At 75.5% G+C, this 25,184-nt stretch carries 22 protein-coding genes, 1 pseudogene and 1 riboswitch; of the genes and pseudogenes, 12 read left to right on the top strand and 11 right to left on the bottom strand.

Features of this window, described 5'->3' with window-relative positions; translation table 11 throughout:
* Positions 1 to 2 precede the first annotated feature (2 nt).
* Positions 3 to 1,220, top strand: a complete 1,218-nt coding sequence (locus Sdia_RS23130) for a lytic transglycosylase domain-containing protein (RefSeq protein WP_100457323.1) — start codon at positions 3 to 5, stop codon at positions 1,218 to 1,220.
* A 19-nt stretch (positions 1,221 to 1,239) separates the two neighbouring features.
* On the opposite strand, the gene Sdia_RS23125 is transcribed toward Sdia_RS23130, so the two are convergent.
* Positions 1,240 to 2,073: an aldo/keto reductase gene (locus Sdia_RS23125; RefSeq protein ID WP_189500350.1), complete on the bottom strand. Its 834-nt coding sequence runs from the start codon at positions 2,071 to 2,073 to the stop codon at positions 1,240 to 1,242.
* 70 nt (positions 2,074 to 2,143) lie between these two features.
* Positions 2,144 to 3,361 (bottom strand): MFS transporter, encoded by a 1,218-nt coding sequence (locus Sdia_RS23120; protein WP_164382731.1) that lies wholly within the window; start codon positions 3,359 to 3,361, stop codon positions 2,144 to 2,146.
* 214 nt (positions 3,362 to 3,575) lie between these two features.
* Between Sdia_RS23120 and Sdia_RS30650 the strand changes: the two genes are divergently transcribed.
* The 3 genes from Sdia_RS30650 to Sdia_RS23105 are packed head-to-tail and all read left to right on the top strand — an operon-like array spanning position 3,576 to position 5,588.
* Positions 3,576 to 4,109, top strand: a complete 534-nt coding sequence (locus Sdia_RS30650; RefSeq protein WP_189500351.1) for an EF-hand domain-containing protein — start codon at positions 3,576 to 3,578, stop codon at positions 4,107 to 4,109.
* 52 nt (positions 4,110 to 4,161) lie between these two features.
* On the top strand, positions 4,162 to 5,265 hold the full coding sequence (locus Sdia_RS23110; protein ID WP_100457319.1) for an isocitrate/isopropylmalate family dehydrogenase: 1,104 nt from the start codon (positions 4,162 to 4,164) through the stop codon (positions 5,263 to 5,265).
* The gene (locus Sdia_RS23105) at positions 5,262 to 5,588 is read left to right on the top strand and encodes a cysteine hydrolase family protein (RefSeq protein WP_229831438.1); all 327 of its coding nucleotides are present in this window, start codon (positions 5,262 to 5,264) and stop codon (positions 5,586 to 5,588) included. Before Sdia_RS23110 ends, Sdia_RS23105 begins: the two co-directional genes overlap by 4 nt.
* A gap of 297 nt (positions 5,589 to 5,885) precedes the next feature.
* Here Sdia_RS23105 and Sdia_RS23100 read toward each other — a convergent pair whose 3' ends face one another.
* Positions 5,886 to 6,278, bottom strand: a complete 393-nt coding sequence (locus tag Sdia_RS23100) for a DUF8129 domain-containing protein (protein WP_100457318.1) — start codon at positions 6,276 to 6,278, stop codon at positions 5,886 to 5,888.
* A 15-nt stretch (positions 6,279 to 6,293) separates the two neighbouring features.
* Positions 6,294 to 6,587: pseudogene (locus tag Sdia_RS23095) on the bottom strand (aldehyde dehydrogenase); the annotation flags it as partial.
* A gap of 602 nt (positions 6,588 to 7,189) precedes the next feature.
* On the opposite strand from Sdia_RS23095, the gene Sdia_RS23090 reads away from it, so the two are divergent.
* Entirely contained in the window at positions 7,190 to 7,450 is a 261-nt protein-coding gene (locus tag Sdia_RS23090; RefSeq protein WP_147289609.1) for a hypothetical protein, read from the top strand.
* Positions 7,451 to 7,498: 48 nt separating this feature from the next.
* Here the strand turns inward: Sdia_RS23090 and Sdia_RS23085 are convergent, their stop codons facing one another.
* From Sdia_RS23085 to Sdia_RS23075, 3 genes are all read right to left on the bottom strand, one after another.
* Entirely contained in the window at positions 7,499 to 8,368 is an 870-nt protein-coding gene (locus tag Sdia_RS23085) for a polysaccharide deacetylase family protein (RefSeq protein ID WP_100457316.1), read from the bottom strand.
* Positions 8,369 to 8,445: 77 nt separating this feature from the next.
* Positions 8,446 to 9,447 carry an asparaginase gene (locus Sdia_RS23080; protein WP_124287990.1) on the bottom strand — a complete coding sequence of 334 codons (1,002 nt, stop codon included), beginning with the start codon at positions 9,445 to 9,447 and terminating at the stop codon, positions 8,446 to 8,448.
* 358 nt (positions 9,448 to 9,805) lie between these two features.
* On the bottom strand, positions 9,806 to 11,062 hold the full coding sequence (locus Sdia_RS23075; RefSeq protein WP_100457314.1) for an MFS transporter: 1,257 nt from the start codon (positions 11,060 to 11,062) through the stop codon (positions 9,806 to 9,808).
* Between the two features lie 191 nt (positions 11,063 to 11,253).
* On the opposite strand from Sdia_RS23075, the gene Sdia_RS23070 reads away from it, so the two are divergent.
* Positions 11,254 to 11,814: a TetR/AcrR family transcriptional regulator gene (locus Sdia_RS23070; RefSeq protein ID WP_100457313.1), complete on the top strand. Its 561-nt coding sequence runs from the start codon at positions 11,254 to 11,256 to the stop codon at positions 11,812 to 11,814.
* A gap of 546 nt (positions 11,815 to 12,360) precedes the next feature.
* On the opposite strand, the gene Sdia_RS23065 is transcribed toward Sdia_RS23070, so the two are convergent.
* Positions 12,361 to 12,561, bottom strand: a complete 201-nt coding sequence (locus Sdia_RS23065; RefSeq protein WP_115069080.1) for a hypothetical protein — start codon at positions 12,559 to 12,561, stop codon at positions 12,361 to 12,363.
* Between the two features lie 176 nt (positions 12,562 to 12,737).
* Between Sdia_RS23065 and Sdia_RS23060 the strand changes: the two genes are divergently transcribed.
* The gene (locus Sdia_RS23060; protein WP_189400167.1) at positions 12,738 to 15,002 is read left to right on the top strand and encodes a heavy metal translocating P-type ATPase; all 2,265 of its coding nucleotides are present in this window, start codon (positions 12,738 to 12,740) and stop codon (positions 15,000 to 15,002) included.
* A 75-nt stretch (positions 15,003 to 15,077) separates the two neighbouring features.
* Here the strand turns inward: Sdia_RS23060 and Sdia_RS23055 are convergent, their stop codons facing one another.
* Positions 15,078 to 16,907, bottom strand: a complete 1,830-nt coding sequence (locus tag Sdia_RS23055) for a pectate lyase-like domain-containing protein (RefSeq protein ID WP_100457310.1) — start codon at positions 16,905 to 16,907, stop codon at positions 15,078 to 15,080.
* A gap of 455 nt (positions 16,908 to 17,362) precedes the next feature.
* Between Sdia_RS23055 and Sdia_RS23050 the strand changes: the two genes are divergently transcribed.
* Complete coding sequence (locus Sdia_RS23050; protein ID WP_223123499.1) at positions 17,363 to 18,520, top strand: FAD-dependent oxidoreductase; 1,158 nt, start codon at positions 17,363 to 17,365, stop codon at positions 18,518 to 18,520.
* Between the two features lie 167 nt (positions 18,521 to 18,687).
* Here the strand turns inward: Sdia_RS23050 and Sdia_RS23045 are convergent, their stop codons facing one another.
* Positions 18,688 to 18,936: a hypothetical protein gene (locus Sdia_RS23045; protein ID WP_189400169.1), complete on the bottom strand. Its 249-nt coding sequence runs from the start codon at positions 18,934 to 18,936 to the stop codon at positions 18,688 to 18,690.
* Positions 18,937 to 19,098: 162 nt separating this feature from the next.
* Positions 19,099 to 19,317: riboswitch (cobalamin riboswitch) on the top strand.
* A 165-nt stretch (positions 19,318 to 19,482) separates the two neighbouring features.
* Here Sdia_RS23045 and metE point away from each other — a divergent pair.
* The 3 genes from metE (at position 19,483) to Sdia_RS30375 (ending at position 23,383) form a co-directional block, all read left to right on the top strand.
* Complete coding sequence (gene metE, locus Sdia_RS23040; protein WP_189500352.1) at positions 19,483 to 21,801, top strand: 5-methyltetrahydropteroyltriglutamate--homocysteine S-methyltransferase; 2,319 nt, start codon at positions 19,483 to 19,485, stop codon at positions 21,799 to 21,801.
* A 324-nt stretch (positions 21,802 to 22,125) separates the two neighbouring features.
* Positions 22,126 to 23,091, top strand: coding sequence for a PRC and DUF2382 domain-containing protein (locus Sdia_RS23035; protein WP_100457308.1), 966 nt, complete (start codon positions 22,126 to 22,128; stop codon positions 23,089 to 23,091).
* 163 nt (positions 23,092 to 23,254) lie between these two features.
* The gene (locus Sdia_RS30375) at positions 23,255 to 23,383 is read left to right on the top strand and encodes a hypothetical protein (RefSeq protein ID WP_258565687.1); all 129 of its coding nucleotides are present in this window, start codon (positions 23,255 to 23,257) and stop codon (positions 23,381 to 23,383) included.
* A 15-nt stretch (positions 23,384 to 23,398) separates the two neighbouring features.
* Here the strand turns inward: Sdia_RS30375 and Sdia_RS23030 are convergent, their stop codons facing one another.
* Positions 23,399 to 24,337: an oxidoreductase gene (locus tag Sdia_RS23030; protein WP_189500353.1), complete on the bottom strand. Its 939-nt coding sequence runs from the start codon at positions 24,335 to 24,337 to the stop codon at positions 23,399 to 23,401.
* A 205-nt stretch (positions 24,338 to 24,542) separates the two neighbouring features.
* Between Sdia_RS23030 and Sdia_RS23025 the strand changes: the two genes are divergently transcribed.
* A complete protein-coding gene (locus tag Sdia_RS23025) occupies positions 24,543 to 25,109 on the top strand; it encodes a hypothetical protein (RefSeq protein ID WP_189500354.1) in 567 nt (188 codons plus the stop codon).
* Positions 25,110 to 25,184: the final 75 nt, after the last annotated feature.

The raw sequence follows: 25,184 nt of genomic DNA, 5'->3' as shown, positions 1-25,184 counted from the left end.
CGATGCCCGTACCCCGTGGACGACGCCTGCCCGCGCGCACCCGCAAGGGGCTGCGCACCAGCGCCGTCGCGCTCGCCGCGATGGCGCTGCTCACCGCCTCCCAGGCACCCGGCCTCCTCACCGAGAGCCCGGACGAGGCACCGGCGGACGAGGAACGCGCCGCCAACAGCGCCCCGTCGGCACCGGCCGACCCGCCCGGGGACGACGCCTACCACACCGAACTCCCGCCGCTGAAGGGCGCCGGGGCGGGCGAGGGCTCCTTCGGCCGGACTCCGCCGGCCGCGCTGGTCCGTACCCAGTCCGGCATTCCCGCGACCGTGCTGCGGGCCTACCGGAACGCCGAGCGCCGGGTCGCCGGCAGCGACCCGGGGTGCCGCCTGAGCTGGGAACTCCTCGCCGCCATCGGCAAGGTGGAGTCCGGGCACGCCCGGGGCGGCGCGGTCGACGCCGCCGGCACCACCCGGGGCCGGATCACCGGCCCGCCGCTCGACGGCAACGGCTTCGCGCTGATCCGGGACACCGACGGGGGCGCCCACGACGGAGACACCGTCTACGACCGGGCGGTCGGCCCGATGCAGTTCCTGCCCTCCACCTGGGCCCGCTGGGGCGCCGACGGCAACGGTGACGGCCGCAGCGACCCCGGAAACATCCACGACGCCGCCCTCGCCGCCGGCCACTACCTCTGCGCCGGCACCCGCGACCTCGGCCGGAGCGCCGACCTGGACCAGGCCGTCCTCAGCTACAACCACTCGCGGGACTACCTGCGGCTGGTCCGGCACTGGATGGAGTTCTACCGCGGCGGCGTCCACACCGTCCCTGACGGCGAGGGCGCCGTCCCCACCAGCCCCGGCCCGGGCGGCAAGACGCCCGCCACCCGCCCCGTCGACGGCGACGACGGCGGCGGCATCGTCGTCGGTCCCGACCCGGGCGACAAGCCCGGCAAGCCGAAGCCCGACCCGGGAAAGCCCGACAAGCCGTCCCCTTCTCCGCAGCCGCCCACCAGCCCGGACCCCTCGCCCGGCCCCTCCGAGCCTCCGACTCAGTCCCCGGACCCCTCACCCGGCCCCTCGGACCCGGGCACCCCGACCGACCCGGGCACGCCCACACCCCCCGAGGAGTGCGAGAGCCCGAGCCCGACCCCGGACCCTGACGAGACCCCCGACCCGAGCCCGTCCCCGTCCCCGACCGACCCGGCGTGCGGGGACCCGGCGGGGGACTGAGCCACGTGCGGCCCGCCCCTCACAGCACCTCCAGCGGCACCTTTTGCCGCGGCGGCGGGAAGGCCCGGTCCAGCGCGGCCAGGTCCTCGGCGGTGAGGTGGAGGGAGCGGGCCGCCGCGTTCTCCTCGACGTGGGCGCGCGAGCCCGCTTTCGGAATGGCGATCACGTCCTCGTGTCGCAGCACCCAGGCCAGGGCGATCTGCGCCGGGGTGGCCCCGTGCGCGCCGGCCACCTCGCGCAGCGCCTCGTGGCCGAGCAGCCGTCCCTGCTCCACCGGGGAGTAGGCCATGAGCGGCACCGCCAGCTCGCGGCAGCGGGGGACGAGGTCGTACTCGGGGCCGCGCCGGGTGAGGTTGTAGAGGATCTGGTCGGTGTCGGGGTGGGCACCGGCCGGGAGGTCGGCCAGGTCGTCCACGTCCAGGTTGCTCACGCCCCAGGCGCCGATCGTGCCCTCGGCCACCAGCCCCTCCAGCGCCTCGACCGTCTCGTCCAGCGGGACGGCACCGCGCCAGTGCAGCAGGTAAAGGTCGATCCGGTCGGTGCCCAGCCGGCGCAGGCTCGCCCGGCAGGAGTCGACGGTCCCGCGGGTGCCGGCGTTGGACGGCAGCACCTTGCTGACCAGGAACACGTCGTCCCGGCGGCCGCGTACCGCCTCGCCGACCAGTTCCTCGGCGCGGCCGCCGCCGTACATCTCGGCGGTGTCGATCAGCGTCATACCCAGGTCGATCCCGTGGCGCAGCGCGGCGATCTCCTCGGCACGGCGGTCCGGGGAGTCGCCCATGTGCCACGTTCCCTGCCCGAGCGCGGGCACCACCGCTCCCGACGGGAGGGTCACGGTCCTGCTGGTCGTCATCGTCACTCCTTACGTGGGTGGTGGCCGGGCCGGGTGGGCCGGGCCGGTGGTGCGGCGGTCCGGGGCGCCGTCAGGCGCCGGGGCGCGGGCGGTCGGGCGCGCCGCGCAGCAGCCACACCCCGATGGAGCCGGCCAGCACCATCGCGCAGGCGCTGAACACCAGCCCCGCGTCGCGCAGTCCGAGGGCCAGCGCGAGCGCGCCCACGCCGACCACGGGCAGCGAGATCCCGAGATAGGCGACGACGAAGAACGCCGACGTGGTCTCCCCGCGACGGTCCGCCGGAGCCCGGGAGCTGACCGTGCTCAGGCCCGCGCGGAACAGCAGCCCCTGCCCGAAGCCCGACACCACCGCCCCCGCCACCAGCAGCGCCAGCGAGGAGAGCAGCAGCGAACCGCCGATCGCCGCCAGCCCCGCCACCAGCACGAAGCACCCGAGCGGCAGCGCCCGCCCGGCCGGGACGCCGCCCTGGGACGCCTGCCCCACGGTGGAGGCGGCGAACGTCAGGAAGACGACCAGGCCGGAGACGGCCAGATTGTGCACGTCCAGCGTCTGGGCCATGAAGCTCGGCGCGACCGAGGTGAAGAGGCCGAACATGGCGAACCCGGCGAAGGCCGCCAGCGCCGCCGGGACGAACACCGACCGCACCTCGGCGGGGACCGACGGCCGCCGGGGCCGCAGCGCCGGGCGCGGTCCGCGGTGCCGCACCGTCTCCGGCAGGGCCAGCGCGAGACCGGCCGCCACCGCGACGAGGCCCAGGTGGACGAGGTACGGCAGCCGCAGCGGCCAGGGCGCGTACTCGGCGAGGAGCCCGGCGAGCAGCGGACCGCAGCCGAGGCCGAGCATGTTGGCGGCGGTCGCCGCGAGCGAGGCGCGGCCCCGCCGGTGCGGTGGCGCCAGCTCCATCACCGCCACCGTCGCGGTGCCGGTGAAGAGGCCGGCGGAGAACCCGGACAGCACCCGGCCGGTGAACAGCAGCGGCAGCCCGCCCTCCAGCACGAAGCAGAGCGCGCTGGCCGCCGCGCACCCGAGCCCCGCCAGCAGCACCGGCCGCCGGCCCAGCACGTCCGAGACCCCGCCCGCCACCACCAGGACCGCGATCACTCCGGCGGCGTACACCGCGAAGATCACCGTCACCATCAGCGAGGAGAAGCCGATCTCCTCCTGGTACAGCCCGTAGAGCGGCGTCGGCAGCGTCGTCCCCGCCATGACGACGGCGAAGACGTATGCCGCCGCCGCGTACGGCCAGGAACGCTGACGGTCCGCCGGGTCCCGCTGATCGTTCGTCACAGCGGCACCCTAGAAAGCCGGGCGCCGGTATGGCGGGACCCCCGCTCCCCGGGCGGGGCGGGCCCTGCACATCCGGGCCCGCCGCCGCCCCGGATGCGGCGGGCCTTCCCCTCATCAGGTGAACACCGCGGCACACCACCCCACCGCCCGGCCCGGCCGCCGGATAGTGGCGGAGGCCGCCCGCCGGGGCTGCCGCGACGAAAGGTGACGGCCCATGCGCATCGAGGCGACCCACCGGGTGCAGCTCGTCTTCTCCCTGCTCGACGCCGACGGCAACGGGGTGCTGGAGGCCCGGGACTTCGAGCTGATGGCGGGCCGCGTCGTCGCCGCCGCCCCGGGATGCGACGCGGCGGCGCACGAGGCGATGCGCGCCGCCTTCCTGCGGTACTGGACCACCCTCGCCGCCGAACTCGACGCCGACGGCGACGGCCGGATCACCTTCGAGGAGTACACCGCCTGCGTGCTCTGCCCCGAGCGGTTCGACGCCACGGTGGACGCCTTCGCCCGCGCCCTGGCCGCCCTCGGCGACCCGGCAGGCGAGGGCCGGGTCGCCCGCCCCGCCTTCGTCGCCCTGATGACCGCGATCGGCTTCGGCCGCGGCAACACCGACGCCCTCTTCGACGCCTTCGCCCCCTCCCCGGACGACCGGATCTCCGTCACCACCTGGGTCGAGGGGATCAAGGACTACTACGCGCCGGACAAGGCCGGCATGCCCGGCGACCGCCTGGTCGACGGCGCGGCCGTCTGAGCCGGTGACGCCCGGGAGAAGCAGAGGGAAGCAGAGAGAAGAGGGAACCGCCATGCCACCCGTAGTCGGACTCGCCGTCGGCCACGGCACGGGAGCCGAACTCGCCGAGGTCTTCACCCGTGTCCTGGGCGTGCTGACCCGGGACCACCCGACCGGTGTCACGCTGGTCCGCTCGCCCCGCCTCTACCACTCGTACCACTCGCTGTGCGGCGAGGGCGCGGGGGAGCCGGTCGCCACGCTCACCCGCGAGGACACCGACCACTACGAGGGGTTCTGCCGGTCGCTGGCGGCCCGCGGCGCCGGGGCCGTCTTCCGCACGGCGGTCAACGCCCAGTCGCTCTACCTGGTCCGGCAGCGCCTCAAGGCGGTGAAGGTCGATCCGTTCGCCGCCGACGACGGCGAGGCGCTGCTGGTCAGGGACGAGGCACAGGGCTTCTACACCGGCACCAACCGGCACACGCCGTCAGCCGTCACCCGCACCATGGAGTTCAGCCGGGAGACCACCGCGGAGGTCGTCTCCTACGCCCTGGAGCGGGCCCGGCGCCACTGGCCCGACGGGCGGCTCGGACCGGTGGTGATGGCGTACAAGTTCCACCTGCTGGACGGGGTGTTCGGGACGTGGGTGGCGGAGCTGTCGGACCGGTTGGGGGTGCGGATCCAGCTCTGCCAGCCGGACACCGTCAACCGCGACCTCATCACCCACGGCCTGGCAGACCGCACCGTGCTGGTCGCGGGCAACGAGTGGGCCGACATCATGCACGTCGTCCTGCTGGACCGTTTCGGTGGTGAGCGGCAGGAGAACCGCTGCACGGAGAACGTGTACCTCCACCCCGACGTGCGCGGACTGGTCGAGTACCAGACCGTGCACGGTTCCGCCGACGACCTCGCCGGACGTGACCTGGTCAACCCGGTCGCCACGGTCCGTGCCGCCGCGGCCGTCGCCGAGCGTCACGCCGGGTGCGCCGGGGCGCAGCGGGAGGTGGAACGGGCCCTCGCCCGCGTCCTGGACCGGGGCGTGGCCACCGCCGACCTCGGCGGCGCGTACGGCACGACCGCCGTGCTCGACGCCCTCCTCGCGGAGCTGGGGGAGACGGGGGTGCCGCCCGCCCGGCAGCCCGGCGCGGTGGCCGTGACGGTGCCGGGCGAGGGACGGTGAGCGCCACCGGGCGGACGGCACTGGCCGTCGTCGACCTCCAGCGCGACTTCTGCTCGCCCGGGGCGGCGGCCCGGCACGGCCTCGACCCGGAGCTTCTGGAGCGCGCGGCCGGGCACACCGCCGAGGCCGTCGGTCTGGCACGGTCCGCCGGGGGCGAGGTGGTCTTCGTCCGCTTCGCCGGGGATCCGGAGCGGCAGGGCGCCAGCCGGCGCCACCGTGACCGGGGCCGGGGCAAGCCGCCCTGCCGGGCGCCGCCGAACGCCGGCTCCTGGCCGCCGTCGACCGGCTCGCCGCCGCGTCCGGCGCCCTCGCCTAAGAGGTGAAGGTGATCCGCGAGCCGGAGGAGGTGCGGAACAACCCGGTCCACACCGCGGCGCGCACACGGATCGGCGTCGACCTGCTCCGCCTCTACGACGGCGAACCGCGCCCCGACTCCGCCGCCGGTCTGGCCGCCCTCGGCTGGTCCACCGCCACCAGGACGCCGTTCGCCTCCAGCGCGCTGCACGGGCGCGGCCCGCGCCAGAAGCGGCCGACGCGCTCGCCGCCAACCGCTGGACCTTCGCGGCGAAGCCGGGGCCGCCACCGGTGGAGGCCCCGGCCTGAAACTCCGCCGCGCCGGGTCAGTGCTGGCGCGGGTTGTTCGGCTGGGTCGGCTTGGAGCGGCCGTAGGTCCCGTGCCGCAGCCCGTGCCTCGGCGGTTCGGTCGGCGTCGCACCCGTCTGCGGGCTGATCGAGGGGTGCTCCCGCGCGGAGACGGGGCGCTCGGCGCCCGGCGCCGCCGGGTCGCCGCCCGAGGGGGTCGCGCCGTGCTCCAACTGGTCGAGCCGGTGGTCGATCAACTGCTTGACCTGCGGCCGGTCCGCGTGCTCCTGCTCGTAGGCCCGTACCGTCCGCAGGTCCTCCGCCGGGAGGGCCCGCATACGGTGCTCCAGGCCGGAGACCGGCAGGTGGTCGTAGTCGGGGAGGGGGAGTTCCTCGCGGGAGGGGTGGGGGTCGCTCGACTTGTCCTGCATCGGTTGCCTCCTGGGTCAGGGCTTGAGGATGACCTTGGTCCAGCCGGAGAGCCGGTCGTCGAAGTTCCGGTACGCCTCGGGGGCGTCGTCCAGCGGCAGTTCGTGCGACACGAGGAACGAGGGCTCCGCCCGGTCGTGGTGGATGAGGTCCCGCAGCCGCCGGTTGTACGCCTTGACGTTCGCCTGGCCGGTCCCGACGCGCTGGCCCTTGAACCAGAAGTCGCCGAAGTCGAAGGGGAGTCTGCCCTTGCGGGCCAGCTCGGTCGGCCCGCCCTCGTCCTGCGGGAGGAAGATCCCGACCACGCCGATCCGCGCGTCCGGGACCTGCTCGACCGTGACCTGGCGGGGGCCCTGGTGGACCAGTGCCTTCATGCGCGTTCACCGCTTCTCCGTCTCGGGGCCGGGCCCGGGGGCCGCGCGGCCCGGTGCGGGCGTCACGGTGGCCGCCCCGGGCCGGGGAGGAGCCACTTCTCCACCGTGACGCAGAACGGGCCCGCTCGCCTGTCGGGGCCGAACGGGTGACGGTCCCGGCGCCCCGGGGCCCCGAGAACCCGCCCCGCCCGCCGCCGGGCGCCGGCTTCTCGCACCGGTCCAGGAGCCCGGACCGGGCAGCGAGCCCCCTGCCGCCGGCCCCGAGCGCGGGCAGCGGCTCCAGCGGGGCGGCAGGCGGTCTTCGCGCTCCCTCCGCAGGGGGAGCGAGGCGCTGAGGGGGTCCGGCGAACCGGGCGCGCCCTTGTCGGAGGCCGACCTGACCGGCGCGCTGCGGAGGCGGCCTTCGGCCGCCGCCGCGATGACGCGCGGCGGCGTGTCCGTGGCCGTCGCCTCCCCTTGCCGACGGCGTCCATGGGTGGCAGCCCAGGCCCACGAACGCCGCCGCGGCCGGGGTGCCGGGCCCGGCGCGCTCGCTCGACGTGGAGCCGGCACCAGGGGCGTCCGCGCCGACGCGGTCGTCCCCGGGGCAGGTCGGGCCCCCGTCCCTGGGCGGGAGGAACTCGCCGGGCGCCGCCGGGGACGGCATCCTGGCCGGAGCCGACGGGTCCGGGGAGGTCGTCCGCGCCACCCGCCTCGACGCCCCCGCCGACGCCTCGTACATCACCGTCAGCAGGTGGTGGTGGGCGGTGGTCTCACTGCCGGCCGGCCCGCCCGACGGCCCGGCCGGCAGTGGCAGCTGAAGTCATCCCCGGCGGCCGTCCCCTCGGCGCCGGACCGTCGAGGCCCGCTCAGCCGCGGCGCCGGAAGTCGGCGGCCATCTCCTCGAACGTCGCCCACCGCACGCCCTCGTGGCTGTTCACGTGCTCGATGAAGCGCTCCAGCATCAGCAGCACCTGCGGGCGGCCGGAGACGTCCGGGTGGATGGTGATCGAGAAGACGGCGTACTCCATCTCCCGGTGGACCCAGTCGAACTGGTCGCGCCACTGCGACTCGATGTCGCGCGGGTCGAGGTACCCGTGGCTGTTGGGGGACGACTTGATCCACATCATCGGCGGCAGGTCGTCGAGGTACCAGTTGGCGGGGATCTCGACCAGGCCGGTCTCCTCACCGCGCTCCAGCGGCTTCATCCAGGCCGAGGCGGGACGGTCGTAGTCGATGCGGGTCCACGTGTCGCCCGAGCGCACGTAGTACGGCTCGAAGTCGCGGTGCATCAGCGAGTGGTCGTAGGTGAGCCCGCGCTCCAGGAGCAGGTCGGCGGTGGACTCGCTCAGCTCCCACCAGGGGGCCACGTACCCGGTCGGGGCCTTGCCCGCGCGGCGGGTGAGCAACTCCACCGAGTGGTCGAGGACGTCGGCCTCCTGCCGCGCGGTCATGGCGATGGGGTTCTCGTGGCTGTAGCCGTGCACGCCGATCTCGTGGCCCGCCGCCACGCAGGCGTCGAACTGCTCGGGGAAGGTCTCGACCGAATGGCCGGGCCAGAAGAACGACTGGCGCAGACCCGCCCGCCGGAACAGCTCGACGAGCCGCGGTACGCCCACCTCACCGGCGAACATGCCGCGTGACACGTCGCCCGGTGAGTCCTGGCCGCCGTAGCTGCCGAGCCAGCCGCCGACCGCGTCGACGTCCACACCGAAACCGACGAAGATCTCCTTGGCCACTGTCCTCACCCTCCTCGTCCCCGAGCGGTGGATCCGGATGCCGCCGGGCCGCGCGGGCCCGGACGTCGTTGCCGCCCTCAGCCGTCCAGCCAGCCGGAGACCGCCCGCGCCGCGCCCAGCCGGGTGGCCGCCAGCGCCACCGCCAGCAGCAGCCGGGCCTGCCAGGGGCTGAGGTCGCCCGCGAACACGGCCCCCGCCCTGGCCAGGTCGACACCGCCCCCGCCCCCGTACAGCGGGACGGCCGGGCCCGACGGGACCCGGGAGCAGACCAGGACCGGGACGCCCGAGCCGGTCAGCCGGGCCACCTCGCGGGCCACCCGGGGCGCGGTGTTCCCCGTCCCCGGGGCGGCCAGCACCAGACCGGCCGCCCCGGTCTCCGCGGCGGCCCGCAGCAGAGCCTCGTCGGCGCCGGGGTAGAGCGCGACCACGTCGACGCGGGGCAGGCCGGTGTCCAGGTCGACGCCGGGCAGGGGGTGTGGCGGGCCGGGCGGCGCCAGCGCGGTCACCCGGCCGTCGTGGACGCGCAGCACCGGGCCCCGGCCGGGGGCACCGAAGGCACGGTGCGACAGCGTGTCGACCTTGGTGACCCCCCGGGCGGCGAAGACCAGCCCGTCGAAGCAGAGCAGCGGGCCCCGGCCGCGCGCCGACGGTGCGGCGGCGACCGCGAAGGCGTCCCGCAGGTTCTCCGGGCCGTCGGGGGAGCGCGAGTCGTACGGCTGCTGCGCGCCGGTCAGCACCACCGGGCGCGGGTCGTCCAGCAGCAGGGAGGCGAGGAAGACCGTCTCCTCCATGGTGTCCGTGCCGTGCGTCACCACCACGCCGTCCGGCCGGGCACCGTCCGTGCCCCGGACAGGTGCCGCGAGGCAACCGCGGATCTCCTCGATCACCCGGCGCATCCTCTCCAGGTCCCAGGAGAACGATCCGCCCAACTCCAGTTCGCGCACCGGAACGGGAGGGTCGCCGCCGCCCAGCCCCGCCTGGCGCAGCAGATCCCGGCCGGAGGCGGTCGGGACACGCCCGTCGGCGCCTCCGGTGGAGGCGATGGTGCCGCCGGTGGCGAGCAGCGCGACCGTGGCCATGGGCGGTCCTTCCGTGCCTGGCGGGCCGTGCGGCACGTGACACCCCCGTGCCCGGGCCCTTCCGGGGCCGGGCAGGAGGCGCGCGGACACACCGCACCGGTGGGAGGGGCGTGCCTCTCGCACGTCCTCTCCCAGCATCGCGGCACATCGCGCGGGCCGCGAGCGGGGGCGCGGGCCCGCGTTGACGGGCCCGGACGGGACGCGTCCGCGGGCCCGCGGCGCCGCAAGCCGTCCCGCCTGCGGCCCGTCCTCCCGGCCCCGCCCCGGGGCGCCCGTCCTCCCGGCCTCGGCACCTCCGGCGGACGCGCCACGGACGGATGGGCCGTCCGTCCCCCCAGGAACGGGCGGCCCATCCTGATCAGGGACGGCCCACGCCGTCGTCCAGCAGCCGCGCGGCCTCCGGGCCGGCCGGCGGCGAAGGCTCCGGCGCCGCCGGCCGGACGCGTGGCCGCAGCGCCGGGGCGAGCAGGGCGGCCACCACCAGCAGGGCGAGCACCACGCCCATCGTCGGGCGCAGCCCGACATGGTCGGCGAGGAAGCCGAGCGAGGGCGGGCCCACCAGGAAGGCGAGGTACCCGGCGGTGGCGACCGCGCTGACCCGGGCGGCGGCGCCCCGCGGGTCGTCGCCCGCCGCCGAGATGCTCACCGGGAAGCCGAGCGAGGCGCCGAGCCCCCACAGCACCACCGCCGCCCCCGCCACCAGCGGACTCGGCGAGAAGACCACCAGCGCCACACCGGCCGCCGCCACCACGGCACTGGTCCGCACCACGGCCGCCCGCCCGAACCGCTCCAGGAACGGCCCGCCCGCGAACCGGCCCGCCGTCATGGCGACCGCGAACGCCGTGTACGTCAGTGACCCGGCGGTGGCGCTGACGCCGTGTCCGTCGACCATCAGCAGCGGCAGCCAGTCGTTGGCGGCGCCCTCGGTGAACGCCATCACCAGGACGATGACCCCGATCAGCACCAGCCGCCCGTCCCGCCACACGCGCAGCGCCGCCAGCCGGTCCTTCGGCTCCGCGTCCGGCTCCGGCGCCGCCTCCCGGCCCGTACCGGCGGGCACCGCGCGCACCGCCCAGACCGTGGCCGCCGCCGTCAGCCCCGCCACCGCCAGCAGGTGCGCGCCGACCGGGAACCGCGCCGCCGTCAGCGCCAGGCCGAGCAGCGCCCCGACGACCGTGCCGAGACTGAAGCAGCCGTGCAGCACCGGCAGCACCGGCCGGCCGATGCGCCGTTCCACGGCGGCGCCCTCGATGTTCACGGCGACCTCGGCGAGTCCGAGCCCCGAGCCGAACAGGGCGAGCCCCACGAACACCCCGCCCGCCAGCGACCCTGCGGCGCCGCCCGCGACCACCGCGAGTCCGGCCGTCAGCACGGCCGCGCCGGCCCACATGACGGCCCGCCCGCCGTACCGCCGCACCAGCGGGCCGGAGAGCAGCACCCCCGCCATCGACCCGGTGGACAGGCCGAACAGCACCACGCCCATGCCGCCGGTGCTCACGCCCAGCGTGTCCCGGACCGCCGGCGTCCGCGCCACCCACGAGGCCATGCCGACTCCGGAGACGAGCATGAAGACGAAGAGGGCGGCACGCCGGCGGCGCGTGGCGGTGTCCAGCACGGCGGAGTCCTCGGCAGACGCGGGGGAGCGGAGCAGGCCCGGAGCAGGCCCCGCCCTGCACGTACGGTCGTACGCCCTGCGAGTGTACGACCGTACGCCCGGCGTGGTCACCCCCGTGTCCGTCCCCGGCGCTACGGTGAGGCTCCCCGGGCCCCGGCCGCGGGCCCGCCCGCGCACGACCAGGAGGACCAGTGGCGACCGGACAGACCGACCCCGGCCGGCGGGAGCGCATCCTCGCCGCCGTGCTGGACCTGATCGCCGAGGACGGCGTGGCGGGTGTCTCGCACCGCAAGGCGGCGGCGCGGGCGGGGGTACCGCTGGGGTCGATGACCTACCACTTCGCCTCGATGGACGAACTGCTCCGCGAGGCGTTCACCCGCTTCTCCTCGACCATCGTGGCCGTCTTCGAGGAGCGCCTCGGTGCCGCCGCCACCGCCGAGGAGGCGCGGGCCGCCGTGGCCGGGCTGGTGCACCATCTCTCCAGCGGCAACCAGCGCGACCTGATCCTCACCCAGGAGCTGTACACCCTCGCCGCCCGCCGCCCCGCCTACCGCGAACTGACCCGCGCCTGGATGGCCCGCAGCCGCGACATCCTCGAACGCCACTTCGACCCCGACACGGCACGTCAACTCGACGCCCTCATCGAGGGGCTCTCCCTGCACCGGGCCCTGGACACCCGGCCGCACGAGCGGGCGCTGACGGTGGAGGCGGTGGAGCGGATCACCGCCGGGGGCGCGCTGCGGCAGCCCTGACACGCGGACGGGGCGCGCACCGGGGCCCGTCCGCCCCCTCTCGGCGGTGGGCCGGGTGGCGGCCACCGGGGCGGCCGCCACCGGGCGGGGCGCCGGTCTGCCGTACGCCGCGTACGAGGCGGAGGCCGGTGTGTACGAGGGGGCGTTCCTCGGGGGCGGCCCGGGGCGGACCTTCGGGTGCGCCACCCTCGGGACCGGCTCGGCCGGCCGCGCGCGGGCGCGGCTCGCGCCCCTCGGCCGGTGCGTCCCGTTCACCTCCACGGCGGCGGTCGGCTCGACCGTGGCCGCCGGTGGCCACGCGCACCGCGCGTCCGGCGACGGTCCCGGTGTACTCGCCGGGGCAGTGTCACCGCCACCGCCACCGCCACCGCCACCGCCACCGCCACCGCCGCCGACTCGGCCGGCGGCGACGTGGTGACAGGGCCGGGCGCGCGGTCCCGGATCGCCGCGTGCCGGTGGGGGTGAGGCCGCTCGGCTGACCCGAGCCCGTCGCGAACGGGGCCCCGCTCCGCCTGGCGGGGGCAGGTCCCGGCGTGCGCGGGGGCGTCAGCGCGGGGTCGCGGAGGCGGGACGGGCCGCGCCGTGGTCCTCGCGGTGGTCTCCGCCGGTGTCCCGCGGGTGCCCGCCGTGCTCGGCGGGCACCGGGCGGTCCGGCTCCGGGCCGAACTGGACCCCCACCCCGTACGCCGCGCCGAAGGCGACGACCAGTCCGGCCGCGTACAGCCCGATCCGCACTCCTGTGTTCATGACCGCTCCTCTGTCTCCGCCGACGTGTTCGTCCGTCGGAGGTCTACCCAAAGTACCCCCTGGGGGTATGAAGTCAAACGGTGGCCGATCTTGCTTCTCATACCACCGGGGGGTATACCTGAAGGTCGAAAGGGTACCTGGCGGTACCGAGGAGCGACGGAGGAGCAGTGGTGGCCATGAGCGGCCGGACGACGACAGCGGGGCCCGCGGAGGTCGAACTCGCCATCGGCGGGATGACCTGCGCCTCCTGCGCCGCGCGCATCGAGAAGAAGCTCAACCGCATGGAAGGCGTCGAGGCCACCGTCAACTACGCCACCGAGAAGGCCAAGGTCTCCTACGCCGGGCCGGTGGGGGTCGGCGACCTGATCGCCACCGTAGAGGCCACCGGCTACACCGCCCGCGAGCCCGAGCCGCCCCGCACCGGCCCCGAAGCGGTGGCGGGCGACGACGCCGACGCGCGGGCCGAGGAGGAACTGCGGCCGCTGCGCCAGCGGCTGATCACCGCCGTGGTGCTCTCCGTCCCGGTCATCGCCATGGCCATGATCCCGGCACTCCAGTTCACCTACTGGCAGTGGCTCTCCCTCACCCTGGCCGCCCCCGTCGTCGTCTACGCTGCCTGGCCCTTCCACAGGGCCGCCTGGACCAACCTGCGGCACGGCGCCGCGACCATGGACACCCTGATCTCCGTCGGTACCTCCGCCGCCTTCCTCTGGTCCCTGTGGGCCCTCTTCCTCGGCACCGCCGGCACCCCCGGCATGACCCACCCCTTCGAGTTCACCGTCGCCCGCACCGACGGGGCCGGGAACATCTACCTGGAGGCAGCCGCCGGCGTCACCGCCTTCATCCTGGCCGGACGCTACTTCGAGGCCCGTTCCAAGCGCCGCGCCTCCGCCGCGCTCCGCTCGCTGATGGAGCTGGGAGCCAAGGAGGTCACCGTCCTGCGCGACGGCGGCGAGGAGCGGATCCCGGCGGGCGAGCTGCGCGCCGGTGACCACTTCGTGGTCCGCCCCGGCGAGAAGGTCGCCACCGACGGCACCGTGGTCGAGGGCTCCTCCGCCATCGACGCCTCCCTGCTCACCGGCGAGTCCGTCCCCGTCGAGGCCGGCCCGGGCGACTCCGTCACCGGCGCCACCCTCAACGCCGGGGGCCGCCTGGTCGTCGAGGCCACCCGGGTCGGCGCCGACACCCAGCTCGCCCGGATGGCCAGGCTGGTCGAGGAGGCGCAGAACGGCAAGGCCGCCGCCCAGCGGCTCGCCGACCGCATCTCCGCCGTCTTCGTGCCGGTCGTCATCGCGCTGGCCGTCGCCACCTTCGGCTTCTGGCTCGGCACCGGCTGGGGGCTGACCGCCGCCTTCACCGCCGCCGTCGCCGTACTGATCATCGCCTGCCCCTGCGCGCTGGGGCTCGCCACGCCGACCGCGCTCATGGTCGGCACCGGACGCGGCGCCCAGCTCGGCATCCTCATCAAGGGCCCCGAGGTCCTGGAGAGCACCCGCAAGGTCGACACGGTCGTCCTCGACAAGACCGGCACCGTCACCACCGGCCGGATGACCCTGCTCGCCGTGCACACCGCCGCCTCCACCACGGAGGAGGAGGCGCTCCGGCTCGCCGGCGCCCTGGAGCACGCCTCCGAGCACCCCATCGCCCAGGCCGTCGCCCGGGCCGCCGCCGACCGCACCGGCCCGCTCCCCGCGCCCGAGGACTTCGCGGGCGTCGCCGGTCTCGGTGTCCAGGGCGTCGTCGAGGGCCACGCCGTCCTCGTCGGCCGGCCCCGCCTCCTCGCCGAGTGGGCGATCGAGCTGCCCGCCGAGCTGGAGCGTGCCCACGCCGGGGCCGAGGCGGCCGGGCGTACCGCCGTCGCGGTCGCCTGGGACGGGGAGGCCCGCGCGGTCCTGGAGGTGGCCGACGCGGTCAAGGAGACCAGCCCCGAGGCGATCCGCCGGCTGCGCGCGCTGGGCCTCACCCCCGTCCTGCTGACCGGCGACAACCGGGCCGCCGCCGAGTCGGTCGCCCGCGAGGTCGGCATCGAGCAGGTGATCGCCGAGGTGATGCCCGAGGACAAGGCCGAGGTGGTCAAGGGGCTCCAGGCCGAGGGACGTACGGTCGCCATGGTCGGCGACGGGGTCAACGACGCCGCCGCCCTCGCCCAGGCCGACCTCGGCCTCGCCATGGGCACCGGCACCGACGCCGCCATCGAGGCAGGCGACCTCACCCTGGTCCGCGGTGACCTCAGGGTGGCCGCCGACGCGGTACGCCTGGCCCGGCGCACTCTCGCCACCATCAAGTCCAACCTCTTCTGGGCCTTCGCCTACAACGTCGCCGCCCTGCCGCTGGCCGCCGCCGGCCTCCTCAATCCGATGATCGCCGGCGCCGCCATGGCCTTCTCCTCGGTCTTCGTCGTCGGCAACTCGCTGCGGCTGCGCCGGTTCAAGGCGGCGTGACCCCGCTCCCCACGACGCCGGGAGCCGGCCCCCACCGCGGGGGCCGGCTCCCGTTCCCTTGTGTCGCCCCGCGCGTCAGGGCAGCGGGAACTCGGTGATCGTCGACGGGACCGTGTCCGAACCCTGGGTGGGCTCACCGACCTGGTTGATCACGTGGTCGTAATGGCCCATGCCCCCGAGCGACACGGTGAGCAGCCCGTGGAACTTCACCCCGGGCTTGACCGGTGCCTGGAAGCCGTGTTCCTGGCGGATGGCCGGGTCCACGTTGTAGTTGCAGTAGCTCCCCAGGCCCCAGCCCTCGTGGGTGTCCACCGAGTCCTCGACCTTGTAGGCCGCGTATCCCTGGGTGTCGCCGTTCTGGATGGCCGCCTGGTCCGGCGCGTCGTACGCCTTCTCGTTCTGGTAGAAGATCGTCCGGCCGCGCTCTCCGGCCCACACCACGTCGTACTTGTTGAAGTGCTCCACGAAGAGGCCGGTGGCCAGGACGTCGTCGCCGTTGACCTGGACGCCGTAGTCGGCGCGGTTGGTCTCCCAGCCGACGCCTTCGCCGTGGTCGGCGCGCCAGATCCAGGTGTGGTCGATGATCGTGTCGTTGCTGTTGACGACGAGGCTGGTGGTGGCCTTGCCCGGGCCGGCGCCCCCGATGCGGATGAAGACGTCCTGCACGGTCGTCGGGTTGTCCGCGTGGCCGGCGGAGGAGCCCTCCTCGCCGATCTCCACCAGCGTCCGGGAGTTCTCGGCACCCGCGTCGATGAGGAGCCCGGCCAGCCGGACTCCGTCGACGTCGGCGACCTTCACCGCGGTCACCCCGTCGTCCGGGACGATCGTGGCGTAGCCGAGGCCGAGGACCACGGTGTCCGCCCGGCCGATGTCGATGGTCTCGTCCACGTGGTGGACGCCCGGCGTGAACAGCAGGTGCAGCCCCTGGTCCACGGCGGCGTTGATGGTCGCCGCGGTCGCCCCCGGCTTCACCACGTAGAACTGGTCCAGCGGCAGCGACTCACCCTGCTGGTCCCCCTCCCACGAGACGCCGCGCGCGTTGGTCCGCTTCTCGGGGACGAACACCTTGTACTCGTCGCCGTCCAGGTACAGGAACGGCTTCTCACGGGAGATCGGGGTGGTCTCCAGTGTGGTGTACGGCGGCTCCGGGAAGCCCTGCCCAGGGGCGCCCTGCACGCCGGAGAAGACCATGTTCCAGACGCCGTTGGTCCAGCCGCCGACCGAACTGTCGCGGGTGTACCACTGCTGCTGGGAGTACGGGCCGACCTCGCCGTCGATCCTGGAGTCGGCGATGTAGCCGCCGCTCGCCCAGCCGTAGCCGTCGGGTGCGAGGTTGAGGCCGCCGCGCACGTGCATCCGGCGGAACGGCGCCGCCTGCGAGACGGCCCAGCGGTTGGTGCCGTTGGCCGGGCTGAGCGACAGGTTCTCCGCCGAACGCCAGAAGTTCTGCGTGGCGTTGCCGTCGAACCAGCCGGCGTCGACCGTCACGTCCCCGTTGAAGTGGGTGTCGTCGGGGGAGAGGCCGAGCCCGGAGATCGCGGTGTAGAAGCCGATCTGCACATTGAGGCCGTTGTACGTGCCCGGCTTGAACAGCAGGGCGTGGCGCCCCTCGCCGAACTGGGCCGACTCCTGCTCCTTGAAGATCTGGTCGACCGTGCCCTGGATGTCCGGCGTCGACGGGTCGAAGACGTGGACGTTGGGGCCGAGGTCGCCGCCGCCCTCGACGGGGCCGGCCGTGCTCTGCGCGGCGGGTGCGGGCGCCGCCTGCGAGGAGGTGGCGGGAAGCATGACCAGCGTCGTCGCGGCGAGGGCGCCGGCGAGCAGCGCCGCGGCGGTTCTGCGGCGCCGGGTCCCGGGACGTGGTCCGCCGTCCGGGTGTGGGGGTCCGAAGGGGGTGGTGGGCATGTCGGCTCTCCTGAGCTGTCGAAGTGGGGGGAGGGCAGGAGCGAGTGACCACAGGGAAAGGCGGGAGAGCGCCTGAGAGCGCTCTCCATGGGGGGTGATGGTTCTCCCGGAAACCTGAGGCGTCAAGAGTTGTCGCAAGACGTGAAGGAAGTGCGGCCGTGGCGTCAGGAAGTGAAGGGGCGTGGCGCGCCGGGCCCGCGAGGGAGCGTGCGACCCCTGGCCTCCGCTTTTCCCGTGGAGCGGTGCACGGCGGCCCTGAGGCGCGGGTGGGCGCTCCGGCGGCGCCTTCGCGACGTGAGGATCGTGTTCGTGTCGCACCTGTTCGTGTCGTACTTGTTCGCGACGAACGCGTTCGTTACGGTGGAGTCGTGACGACGGCCCCCAGGGATTCAGCTCTCCCGCCCCGGCCGCCGCGCTCTCCCCGCCCCGTGCCCGCGAGCCCCCAAGGAGTCACCGTGACCACCGCCCCCATACCCGAGCACCACCCCCTCCTCGTCGTCGGCGCCGGGCTCGGCGGGCTCACCCTCGCCCGCGTCCTGGCCCTGCACGGCGTGGGCTGCACCGTCCTCGACCGCGACGCCGACCGCGACGCCCGCTCCCAGGGCGGCATGCTCGACCTGCACGAGGACACCGCCCAGGCGGCCTTGCGCGAGGCCGGGCTGTACGAGGGGTTCCGCCGCCTGGTGCAGCCCGGCGGTGAGGCCACGCGCGTCCTGGACCGGCACGCCACCGTCCACCACGCCGACGACGCCGAGGGGGGCCGGCCCGAGGTCCACCGCGCGGCCCTGCGCGACCTGCTGCTCGACGCGCTGCCCGCCGGAACGGTCCGCTGGGGCGCCCAGGTCACCGCCGCCACCCCGCTCGGAGGCGGCCGCCACGAGGTCCGCCTCGCCGACGGCACCACTCTCACCACCGACCTCCTCGTCGGCGCCGACGGAGCCTGGTCGCGCGTGCGCCCCCTGGTCTCGGACGCCGCCCCGGCCTACACGGGCGTCAGCTTCGTCGAGGCCGACCTGACCGACGCCGACCGCCGCCATCCCCGTGCCGCCGCCCTCGTCGGCTCCGGCCTGCTCTTCGCCCTCGACCAGGGCAAGGGCCTCCTCGCCCACCGCGAACCGGGCGCCCGCCTGCACACCTACGTCGCCCTGCGCTGCCCCGCCGAGCTGCTGGACTCCCTCGGCCTCGCCGACCGGGCCGCCGCCCGCCGCCGGGTGCTCGCCCACTTCGACGGCTGGGACGAGGGCCTGCGCTCCCTCCTCGCCGACGGCGACGGCCCGCTCGTCGCCCGTCCCGTCCACGCCCTGCCCGTCGGCCACCGCTGGGAGCGCGCTCCCGGCGTCACCCTGCTCGGCGACGCCGCCCACCTCATGTCCCCGTTCGCCGGGGAGGGCGCCAACCTCGCCATGCTCGACGGCGCCGAACTCGCCGCGGCTCTGCTGGCCCGTCCGCAGGACCCCGAGCGCGCCCTCGCCACGTACGAGGCGGCCCTCTTCCCCCGCGGCGAGCGCGCCGCCCGCGAGTCGGCCGAGAGCCTGGAGCTGTGCTTCGGCCCGGACGCGGCCCGGCGGCTGGCGGCGATGATGAGCGGGGGGTGGCAGGACGGGGCGGCGTGACGGCCGGCCGCGGCAGCAAGTGCACCACCCTGCGCAAGGGCGCGTACCTGTACCACCGGACCTCGGGCCTCCAGGCCTGGAAGGAAACGGTCACCTGCTGACCGTCGCCACCCGCTCGCGCCGAGGGGCGCCCCGTCGCCGGGGTGCCCTCGTCACGTGTTCAGGGCTCAGGGCAGCGGCAGCTCGCGCACCATCAGCTCCGAGAGGTGGAACGTCCGGGCCCGCTCCGGCGCCTCGTCCAGGTGCTTACGCCACCACTCGCGGCCCTCCGTGCCGGGGGCACCGTAGGCGAACCCCGCCACCTCGTCCCCGTCGCGGGCGATCACGCAGGAGAACCCCGGGTGCCCGCCCCAGTGGTCCACGAACCACGGGAACCGCTGCCGGAACTCCTCGTCCTCGGTCACCCCGGAGTACACGTTCCGCTGGGTGTCGATGAGGATCTGCCGGATCTGCGGCAGGTCGTCACGTCCCGGGCGGCTCGCCCCGCTGGTGCCCCGGGAGGAGATGCGGGAACGCCTGCAGCGCCCCCGCGTCCCGCCATGTGAACACCCACCCCCGCGAGGCCCCCGCCCCCGGCTAGGCTGCCCCGTGCAGCTGGTTCGCCCCGTCCGCCAGACGGGGCGTCGCAAGAGGGAACCCGGTGGGAATCCGGGACTGCCCCGCAGCGGTGAGTGGGAACGAACGCCGTCATACGCACTGGGTCCGGGGAACGGGTCCGGGAAGCGACGGCCAGTAGGTGTCCGCCTTCGGCGGACGTGCCCGCGAGTCCGAAGACCTGCCCGTTGCCCGCACGCGACATCCGTGTGCGGACATCCCGGTGACCTCGTGGGCGGGTCGGAGGAGCACAGAGCGGACGGACGGGCGCGCCCCCGGGGCGCGGACCCCCGCCGTCCGGTCCGTCGTCCCTTCGCGCTCGCGTCCCGTGGCCGGGATGCAGGAGACGTCTCGCGAAGGAGAGTTCCGTGACAGCGAAGTCCGCGGCCGCGGCAGCACGGCCGACCGTGTACGGCTACCCCCGCCAGGGACAGCACCGGGAACTGAAGAAGGCGGTCGAGGGCTACTGGAAGGGCCGCGTCACCGCCGGCGCCCTCCAGGAGACGGCGACCGGGCTGCGCCGGGCCAACTGGGCCCAGCTCGCCGGGGCCGGCATCGACGAGGTGCCCACCGGCGACTTCTCGTACTACGACCACGTCCTCGACACCAGCGTCATGGTCGGCGCCGTCCCCGCGCGCCACCGGGCCGCCGTCGACGCCGACCCGCTCGACGGGTACTTCGCCATGGCGCGCGGCACCCAGGAGGTCGCGCCGCTGGAGATGACCAAGTGGTTCGACACCAACTACCACTACCTGGTGCCCGAGCTGGGCCCGGACACCGTCTTCAGCGCCGACTCCGCCAAGCAGGTCGCCGAGCTGACCGAGGCCCTCACGCTCGGCCACACCGCCCGCCCGGTCCTCGTCGGCCCCGTCACCTACCTCCTGCTCGCCAAGCCCGCCCCCGGGGTCGCCGCCGGCTTCGAGCCGCTGACCCTGCTCGACCGGCTGCTCCCGGTCTACGCCGAGGTCCTGGCCGACCTGCGGGCCGCCGGCGCGGCGTGGGCGCAGCTCGACGAGCCCGCCCTCGCCCAGGACCGCACCCCGGCCGAGCTGAACGCGGCCGCCCGCGCCTACCGCGACCTCGGCGCCCTCACCGACCGGCCCAGGCTGCTGGTCGCCTCGTACTTCGACCGGCTCGGCGAGGCGCTGCCGGTGCTGGCCAAGGCGCCGGTCGAGGGGCTGGCGCTGGACTTCACCGAGGCCGCCGCCGCCAACCTCGACGACCTCGCCGCCGTCGGCGGCCTGCCCGGCAAGCGGCTCGTCGCCGGTGTCGTCGACGGCCGCAACATCTGGATCAACGACCTCGAGAAGTCCCTGGCCACCCTCGCCACCCTGCTCGGTCTCGCCGACCGCGTCGACGTGGCCGCCTCCTGCTCCCTGCTGCACGTTCCGCTCGACACCGCGCCGGAACGCGACATCGACCCGCGGGTCCTGCGCTGGCTCGCCTTCGCCCGGCAGAAGACCGCCGAGGTCGCGACCCTCGCCACGGGCCTCGCCCACGGCACCGGCGCCATCGCCGCCGAGATCGCCGCCAACCGCGCCGACCTCGCCTCCCGCGCGAACTCCCCGCTCACCCGGGACCCGGCCGTCCGCGCCCGGACCGCCGCCGTCACCGGGGCCGACGCCCGCCGGTCCCAGCCGTACCCGCAGCGGGCCGCGGCCCAGCGGGAGCGGCTCGGGCTGCCGCTGCTGCCGACCACCACCGTCGGCTCGTTCCCGCAGACCGGCGAGGTCCGCGCGGCCCGCGCCGACCTGCGCGCGGGCCGGATCGACACGGCCGGGTACGAGGAGCGCATCGCCGCCGAGATCGCCGAGGTGATCGCCTTCCAAGAGAAGGCCGGGATCGACGTCCTGGTGCACGGCGAGGCCGAGCGCAACGACATGGTCCAGTACTTCGCCGAACAGCTCACCGGCTACCTCGCCACCCGGCACGGCTGGGTCCAGTCGTACGGCACGCGGTACGTCCGCCCCCCGGTCCTCGCCGGGGACGTTTCCCGTCCCGCGCCGATGACGGTGCGCTGGACGGCGTACGCCCAGTCGCTCACCGGCCGGCCGGTCAAGGGGATGCTGACCGGGCCCGTCACCATGCTGGCCTGGTCCTTCGTCCGGGACGACCAGCCGCTCGGGGAGACCGCCGCGCAGGTCGCCCTCGCCCTGCGCGACGAGGTCGCCGACCTGGAGGCGGCCGGTACCCCGGTCATCCAGGTCGACGAGCCGGCGCTGCGCGAGACCCTGCCGCTGCGCGCCGCCGGACGGCCCGCCTACCTCCGGTGGGCCACCCGGGCCTTCCGCCTCACCACGGGCGGGGTGGCACCGGGCACCCAGATCCACACCCACATGTGCTACGCGGAGTTCGGCGACATCGTGCAGGCCATCGACGACCTCGACGCCGATGTCATCAGCCTGGAGGCGGCCCGCTCCCACATGCGGGTCGCGCACGAACTGGCCGCCCACGGCTATCCGCGTGAGGCGGGCCCCGGCGTCTACGACATCCACTCGCCGCGCGTCCCCGACGCCGAGGAGGCCGCCGCCCTGCTCCGCGAAGGCCTGGCGGCCATCCCCGCCGAACGCCTCTGGGCCAACCCGGACTGCGGCCTGAAGACCCGCGGCTGGCCCGAGACCCGTGCCTCGCTGGAGAACCTGGTGGCCGCGGCCCGTACCGTCCGGGCCGCGCTCACCGCCTCCTGACCGCAGGGCGCCCCTGACGGGGAGCGGCAGGAGCCGGGGCGCCCCGGCTCCGCCGTGCCCGTCCCGGAGGCGGCGTGCGGCCTCCCGGAAGGGATTCACCCGAATGGAGTAACGCCGTGCGGCGTCGGAGCCCGGCTCCCGGCCCTCCCTGGGGCCTCACGGGCGCGTTCCGGCCCGCACGGCACCGGTCGCCGGAGAGGAGAGGCGCACGGCCCCGGGTTGCCGCGACGGCGTTCCGGGTGCGCGATGGAGGCGTGGGTGTGTGGGCCCCTGGGGGTGCTCCCGGAATCCTCCGCCACGCGCCGTCCAAGGAGTGATCACGACATGACAGCAGGTGACAGCTTCCTCACCACCGATCAGCTGGTGGGGCTGACCGCCTACGACCGCGACGGCGCCAAGGTCGGCAGTGTCGAACAGGTCTTCCTCGACGACGGTACGGGGAAGCCGGAGTGGGTCACGGTCAAGACCGGCATGTTCGGCATGAAGGAGACCTTCGTACCGCTCGCCGGAGCGGGCCACGACGGCGAGGGACTCCACCTCGCCTACGCCAAGGACACCATCAAGGACGCCCCGCGCGTCGATGCCGACGAGCATCTCGACGCCGCCGAGGAGCGCGAGCTGTACGCCCACTACGGGGTCACCCGGGGCGGCGCGAGCGGCAAGACCGGCGACGAGATGAGCGGCCGCGGCGACACCACCTCGGAGACCGGCACCGGGACCCAGGCCGCGGCCGCGGGCACCGCCGGGGCCGCCGGGGCCGCCGGCCGCAGTCAGGGGACCGGCCGGCCCACCGAGGACCGGCCACTGGCCGGAGCCGGGGCCGGGTCGCCCGCGATGAGCCGTTCCGGCGCCGACATGGGCGACGAACGCGCCACGTACGCCGACGAGATGGTGCGCTCCGAGGAGCAGCTGCGCGTCGGCACCGAGGAACAGGAGGTGGGCCGCGCCCGCCTGCGGAAGGTGGTCGTGACCGAGGACGTCAGCACCACCGTCCCCGTCAGCCACGAGGAGGTGCACCTCGTCCGCGAGCCCATCGGCGAAGGCGACCGCACACGCGGGACCGAGATCGGCGAGGCCGAGGCGGAGGTGACGCTCCACGCCGAACGCCCCGTCGTCCGCAAGGAGGCCGTCCCCGTCGAACGGGTGCGCCTGGAGACCGAGAAGGTCACCGAGCAGCGCGAGGTCAGCGACACCGTCCGCAAGGAGGAGATCCAGTACGACGACGGCACTTCCGGCGCCTCCGGCGAGGAGGACGACTGGAAGGGCGGCCGCAGCGGCCCGACCCGCTGACGGCGCCGTCCCGGCCCCGGGGGCCCACCCGGCAGCCGAGGGGCCGGCCGGACACCGTGGAGGTGTCCGGCCGGCCCCTGCGTGCCGAGGTGTGGTGTGCGGCCGGCCCGGGCACCACACCAGGGACGGTGCCGGCGCGTGCCGGCCCGGCGGGGGAGGTGGCGTGAGCGCTCTGGTCCAGGTGCCGGCGACCCTGGTCGGCGGCCTGCTCGCGCTGGGCGTGTTCCTCACCCTGCTCGGCCTGGCCTCGCGCCAGGCCCGGCGGCGCTCAGGCGGCAGGTGGGGCGGGTGACCGCCTCGGGCGCGGTCAGGCGGGCTCCAGACCCGGGCCGACGCCGGTCAGGGCGGCCGAGACGTCCCACAGGCGGCGTGCGGTGACCGGGTCCTTGGCGCGGGCCGACAGCCTGGCCGGTCCCGCGCCGCCCCGGCACTCCAGCGGCCCGGCCGGGCCGTAGTGGGCGCCGTCCGGCGCGGCCGGGTCGGTGGCGGCCAGCAGGACCGGCAGCGCGCCCGCGGAGGCCGGCTGGGTGAAGAGCCGGGTCGCCCGCTCCATCCGGGCCGCCCAGGCCCGCCCGGCCATCCTCGGCCCGGCCTGGCCCAGTTCGGTGGCGGCGAGCCCCGGGTGGGCGGAGACTGCGGTCAGCCCGAGTCCGGCGAGCCGGGCGCGGCGGGCCAGTTCGGCGGTGAAGAGCAGGTTGGCCAGCTTGGAGCGGCCGTAGGCGGTCCAGGCGCCGTACCCGTGCTCGGCGTTGAGGTTGTCGAAGTCGATGCGGCCCATCCGGTGGGCGAGCGAGGAGACCGTCACGACGCGGGCGGGTCCTCCGGCGCCCAGGTACGGCAGCAGCCGGGCGGTGAGGGCGAAGTGGCCCAGGTGGTTGGTGCCGAACTGCATCTCGAAACCGTCGGCGGTGCGCCGCTCCGGCAGCGCCATCACCCCCGCGTTGTTGATCAGCAGACCGACGCCGCCGCCGGAGGTCTCGCCGATCTCCTCGGCGGCCTCGGCGACCGAGGAGAGGTCCGCCAGATCCAGCCGGACCAGTGGCACCTCCGCCTTCGGCGCCGCCCGCCGTACGGCCGCCGCCGTCCGCTCCGCCCTGCCGAGGTCGCGGCAGGCCATCACGACCCGCGCGCCGCCCCTGGCCAGCGCCAGCGTGGTGGCGGCGCCGATGCCGCTGTTGGCGCCCGTGACCACCGCGGTGGTGCCGGTCAGCTCGGGCAGGGGGAGGGCAGTGGTGCGCGGAGCCATGGGTGTGCGTCTCCCGACGGGCCGGAGGGGGTGCGTCTGCGGTCCTCCGGCCGCCTGCCCGGCGGCCGGTCGCTTCACACGGGGCGGACAGCCTACGGCGGCGGCCGCCGGGCCGGGTCGCGGCGGGGGCCGGGTGGTTGACGGGGCGTCCGGTGGGCGGGCGGCGGCTGGTGGGCCCACAGCTTCGTCGTCCATACTGCGGACCGTGGACGAGCGCATAGAGACCAAGGCCCCGCCCGTGTACGTCGCCACCACCTCGCCGGCGCACATTCCGGGCATCACCGCCCCCACGCCGGCCCCGGCCGGGAAGGACGGCGACGCCGCGGGCGGTACCCCCGACGACGCGGCCCCGCCCGAGGAGGCGCCCGCCGAGGGGCGGGCCGCCGCCGAGGCGGAGACCGAGCCCGAGGCGGGGACCGGCGCCGAGCCGGACGCGGTGGACCCCGGAGGCGCGGGGAAGGCGGCCGGCGCCTTTGACGGTGCCGCTCCCGCCGGCGGCCCCGTCTTCGAGGCGGCCGACCGCCGCGCCCGCGTGACGGCCGACGCCGACGGCATACGGCTGCGCCTCGACGACCAGGAGGCCGAGTTCACCTGGCCGGAGGTGGCCGCCGTGGAGTCCTCGGTCTCCCGCTTCGGCCGCCGCCTGCTCGTCGCCGTCCACACCCCCGGCCCCTGGCGCTACCCCGCCGAGGTCGAGGCGAGCGGCAAGGAGCAGGCCAGGGAGTGGCTGACCGCGCTGGACGCGGTCCTGGACGCCTACTTCGAGGAGTAGGAGCGGACGGAGCCCGTCCTCCGGGGGCCGGCGGCGACCTTTCGGCCGGCGCCGAACTCCGGGCACGGCATCCTT

Source organism: Streptomyces diastaticus subsp. diastaticus (genome assembly GCF_011170125.1).
GTDB classification, from domain to species: domain Bacteria; phylum Actinomycetota; class Actinomycetes; order Streptomycetales; family Streptomycetaceae; genus Streptomyces; species Streptomyces diastaticus.
This window is presented reverse-complemented; position numbering and strand designations above follow the sequence as displayed.

Bases quoted from the DNA above. Each gene is read 5' to 3' on its own strand.
- Sdia_RS23100 (WP_100457318.1), bottom strand. From the start codon at position 6,278: ATGCAGGACAAGTCGAGCGACCCCCACCCCTCCCGCGAGGAACTCCCC.
- Sdia_RS23055 (WP_100457310.1), bottom strand. From the start codon at position 16,907: ATGCCCACCACCCCCTTCGGACCCCCACACCCGGACGGCGGACCACGT.
- Sdia_RS23065 (WP_115069080.1), bottom strand. From the start codon at position 12,561: ATGAACACAGGAGTGCGGATCGGGCTGTACGCGGCCGGACTGGTCGTC.
- Sdia_RS23110 (WP_100457319.1), top strand. From the start codon at position 4,162: ATGCCACCCGTAGTCGGACTCGCCGTCGGCCACGGCACGGGAGCCGAA.
- Sdia_RS23060 (WP_189400167.1), top strand. From the start codon at position 12,738: ATGAGCGGCCGGACGACGACAGCGGGGCCCGCGGAGGTCGAACTCGCC.
- Sdia_RS23030 (WP_189500353.1), bottom strand. From the start codon at position 24,337: ATGGCTCCGCGCACCACTGCCCTCCCCCTGCCCGAGCTGACCGGCACC.
- Sdia_RS23130 (WP_100457323.1), top strand. From the start codon at position 3: ATGCCCGTACCCCGTGGACGACGCCTGCCCGCGCGCACCCGCAAGGGG.
- Sdia_RS30650 (WP_189500351.1), top strand. From the start codon at position 3,576: ATGCGCATCGAGGCGACCCACCGGGTGCAGCTCGTCTTCTCCCTGCTC.
- Sdia_RS23080 (WP_124287990.1), bottom strand. From the start codon at position 9,447: ATGGCCACGGTCGCGCTGCTCGCCACCGGCGGCACCATCGCCTCCACC.
- Sdia_RS23125 (WP_189500350.1), bottom strand. From the start codon at position 2,073: ATGACGACCAGCAGGACCGTGACCCTCCCGTCGGGAGCGGTGGTGCCC.
- Sdia_RS23035 (WP_100457308.1), top strand. From the start codon at position 22,126: ATGACAGCAGGTGACAGCTTCCTCACCACCGATCAGCTGGTGGGGCTG.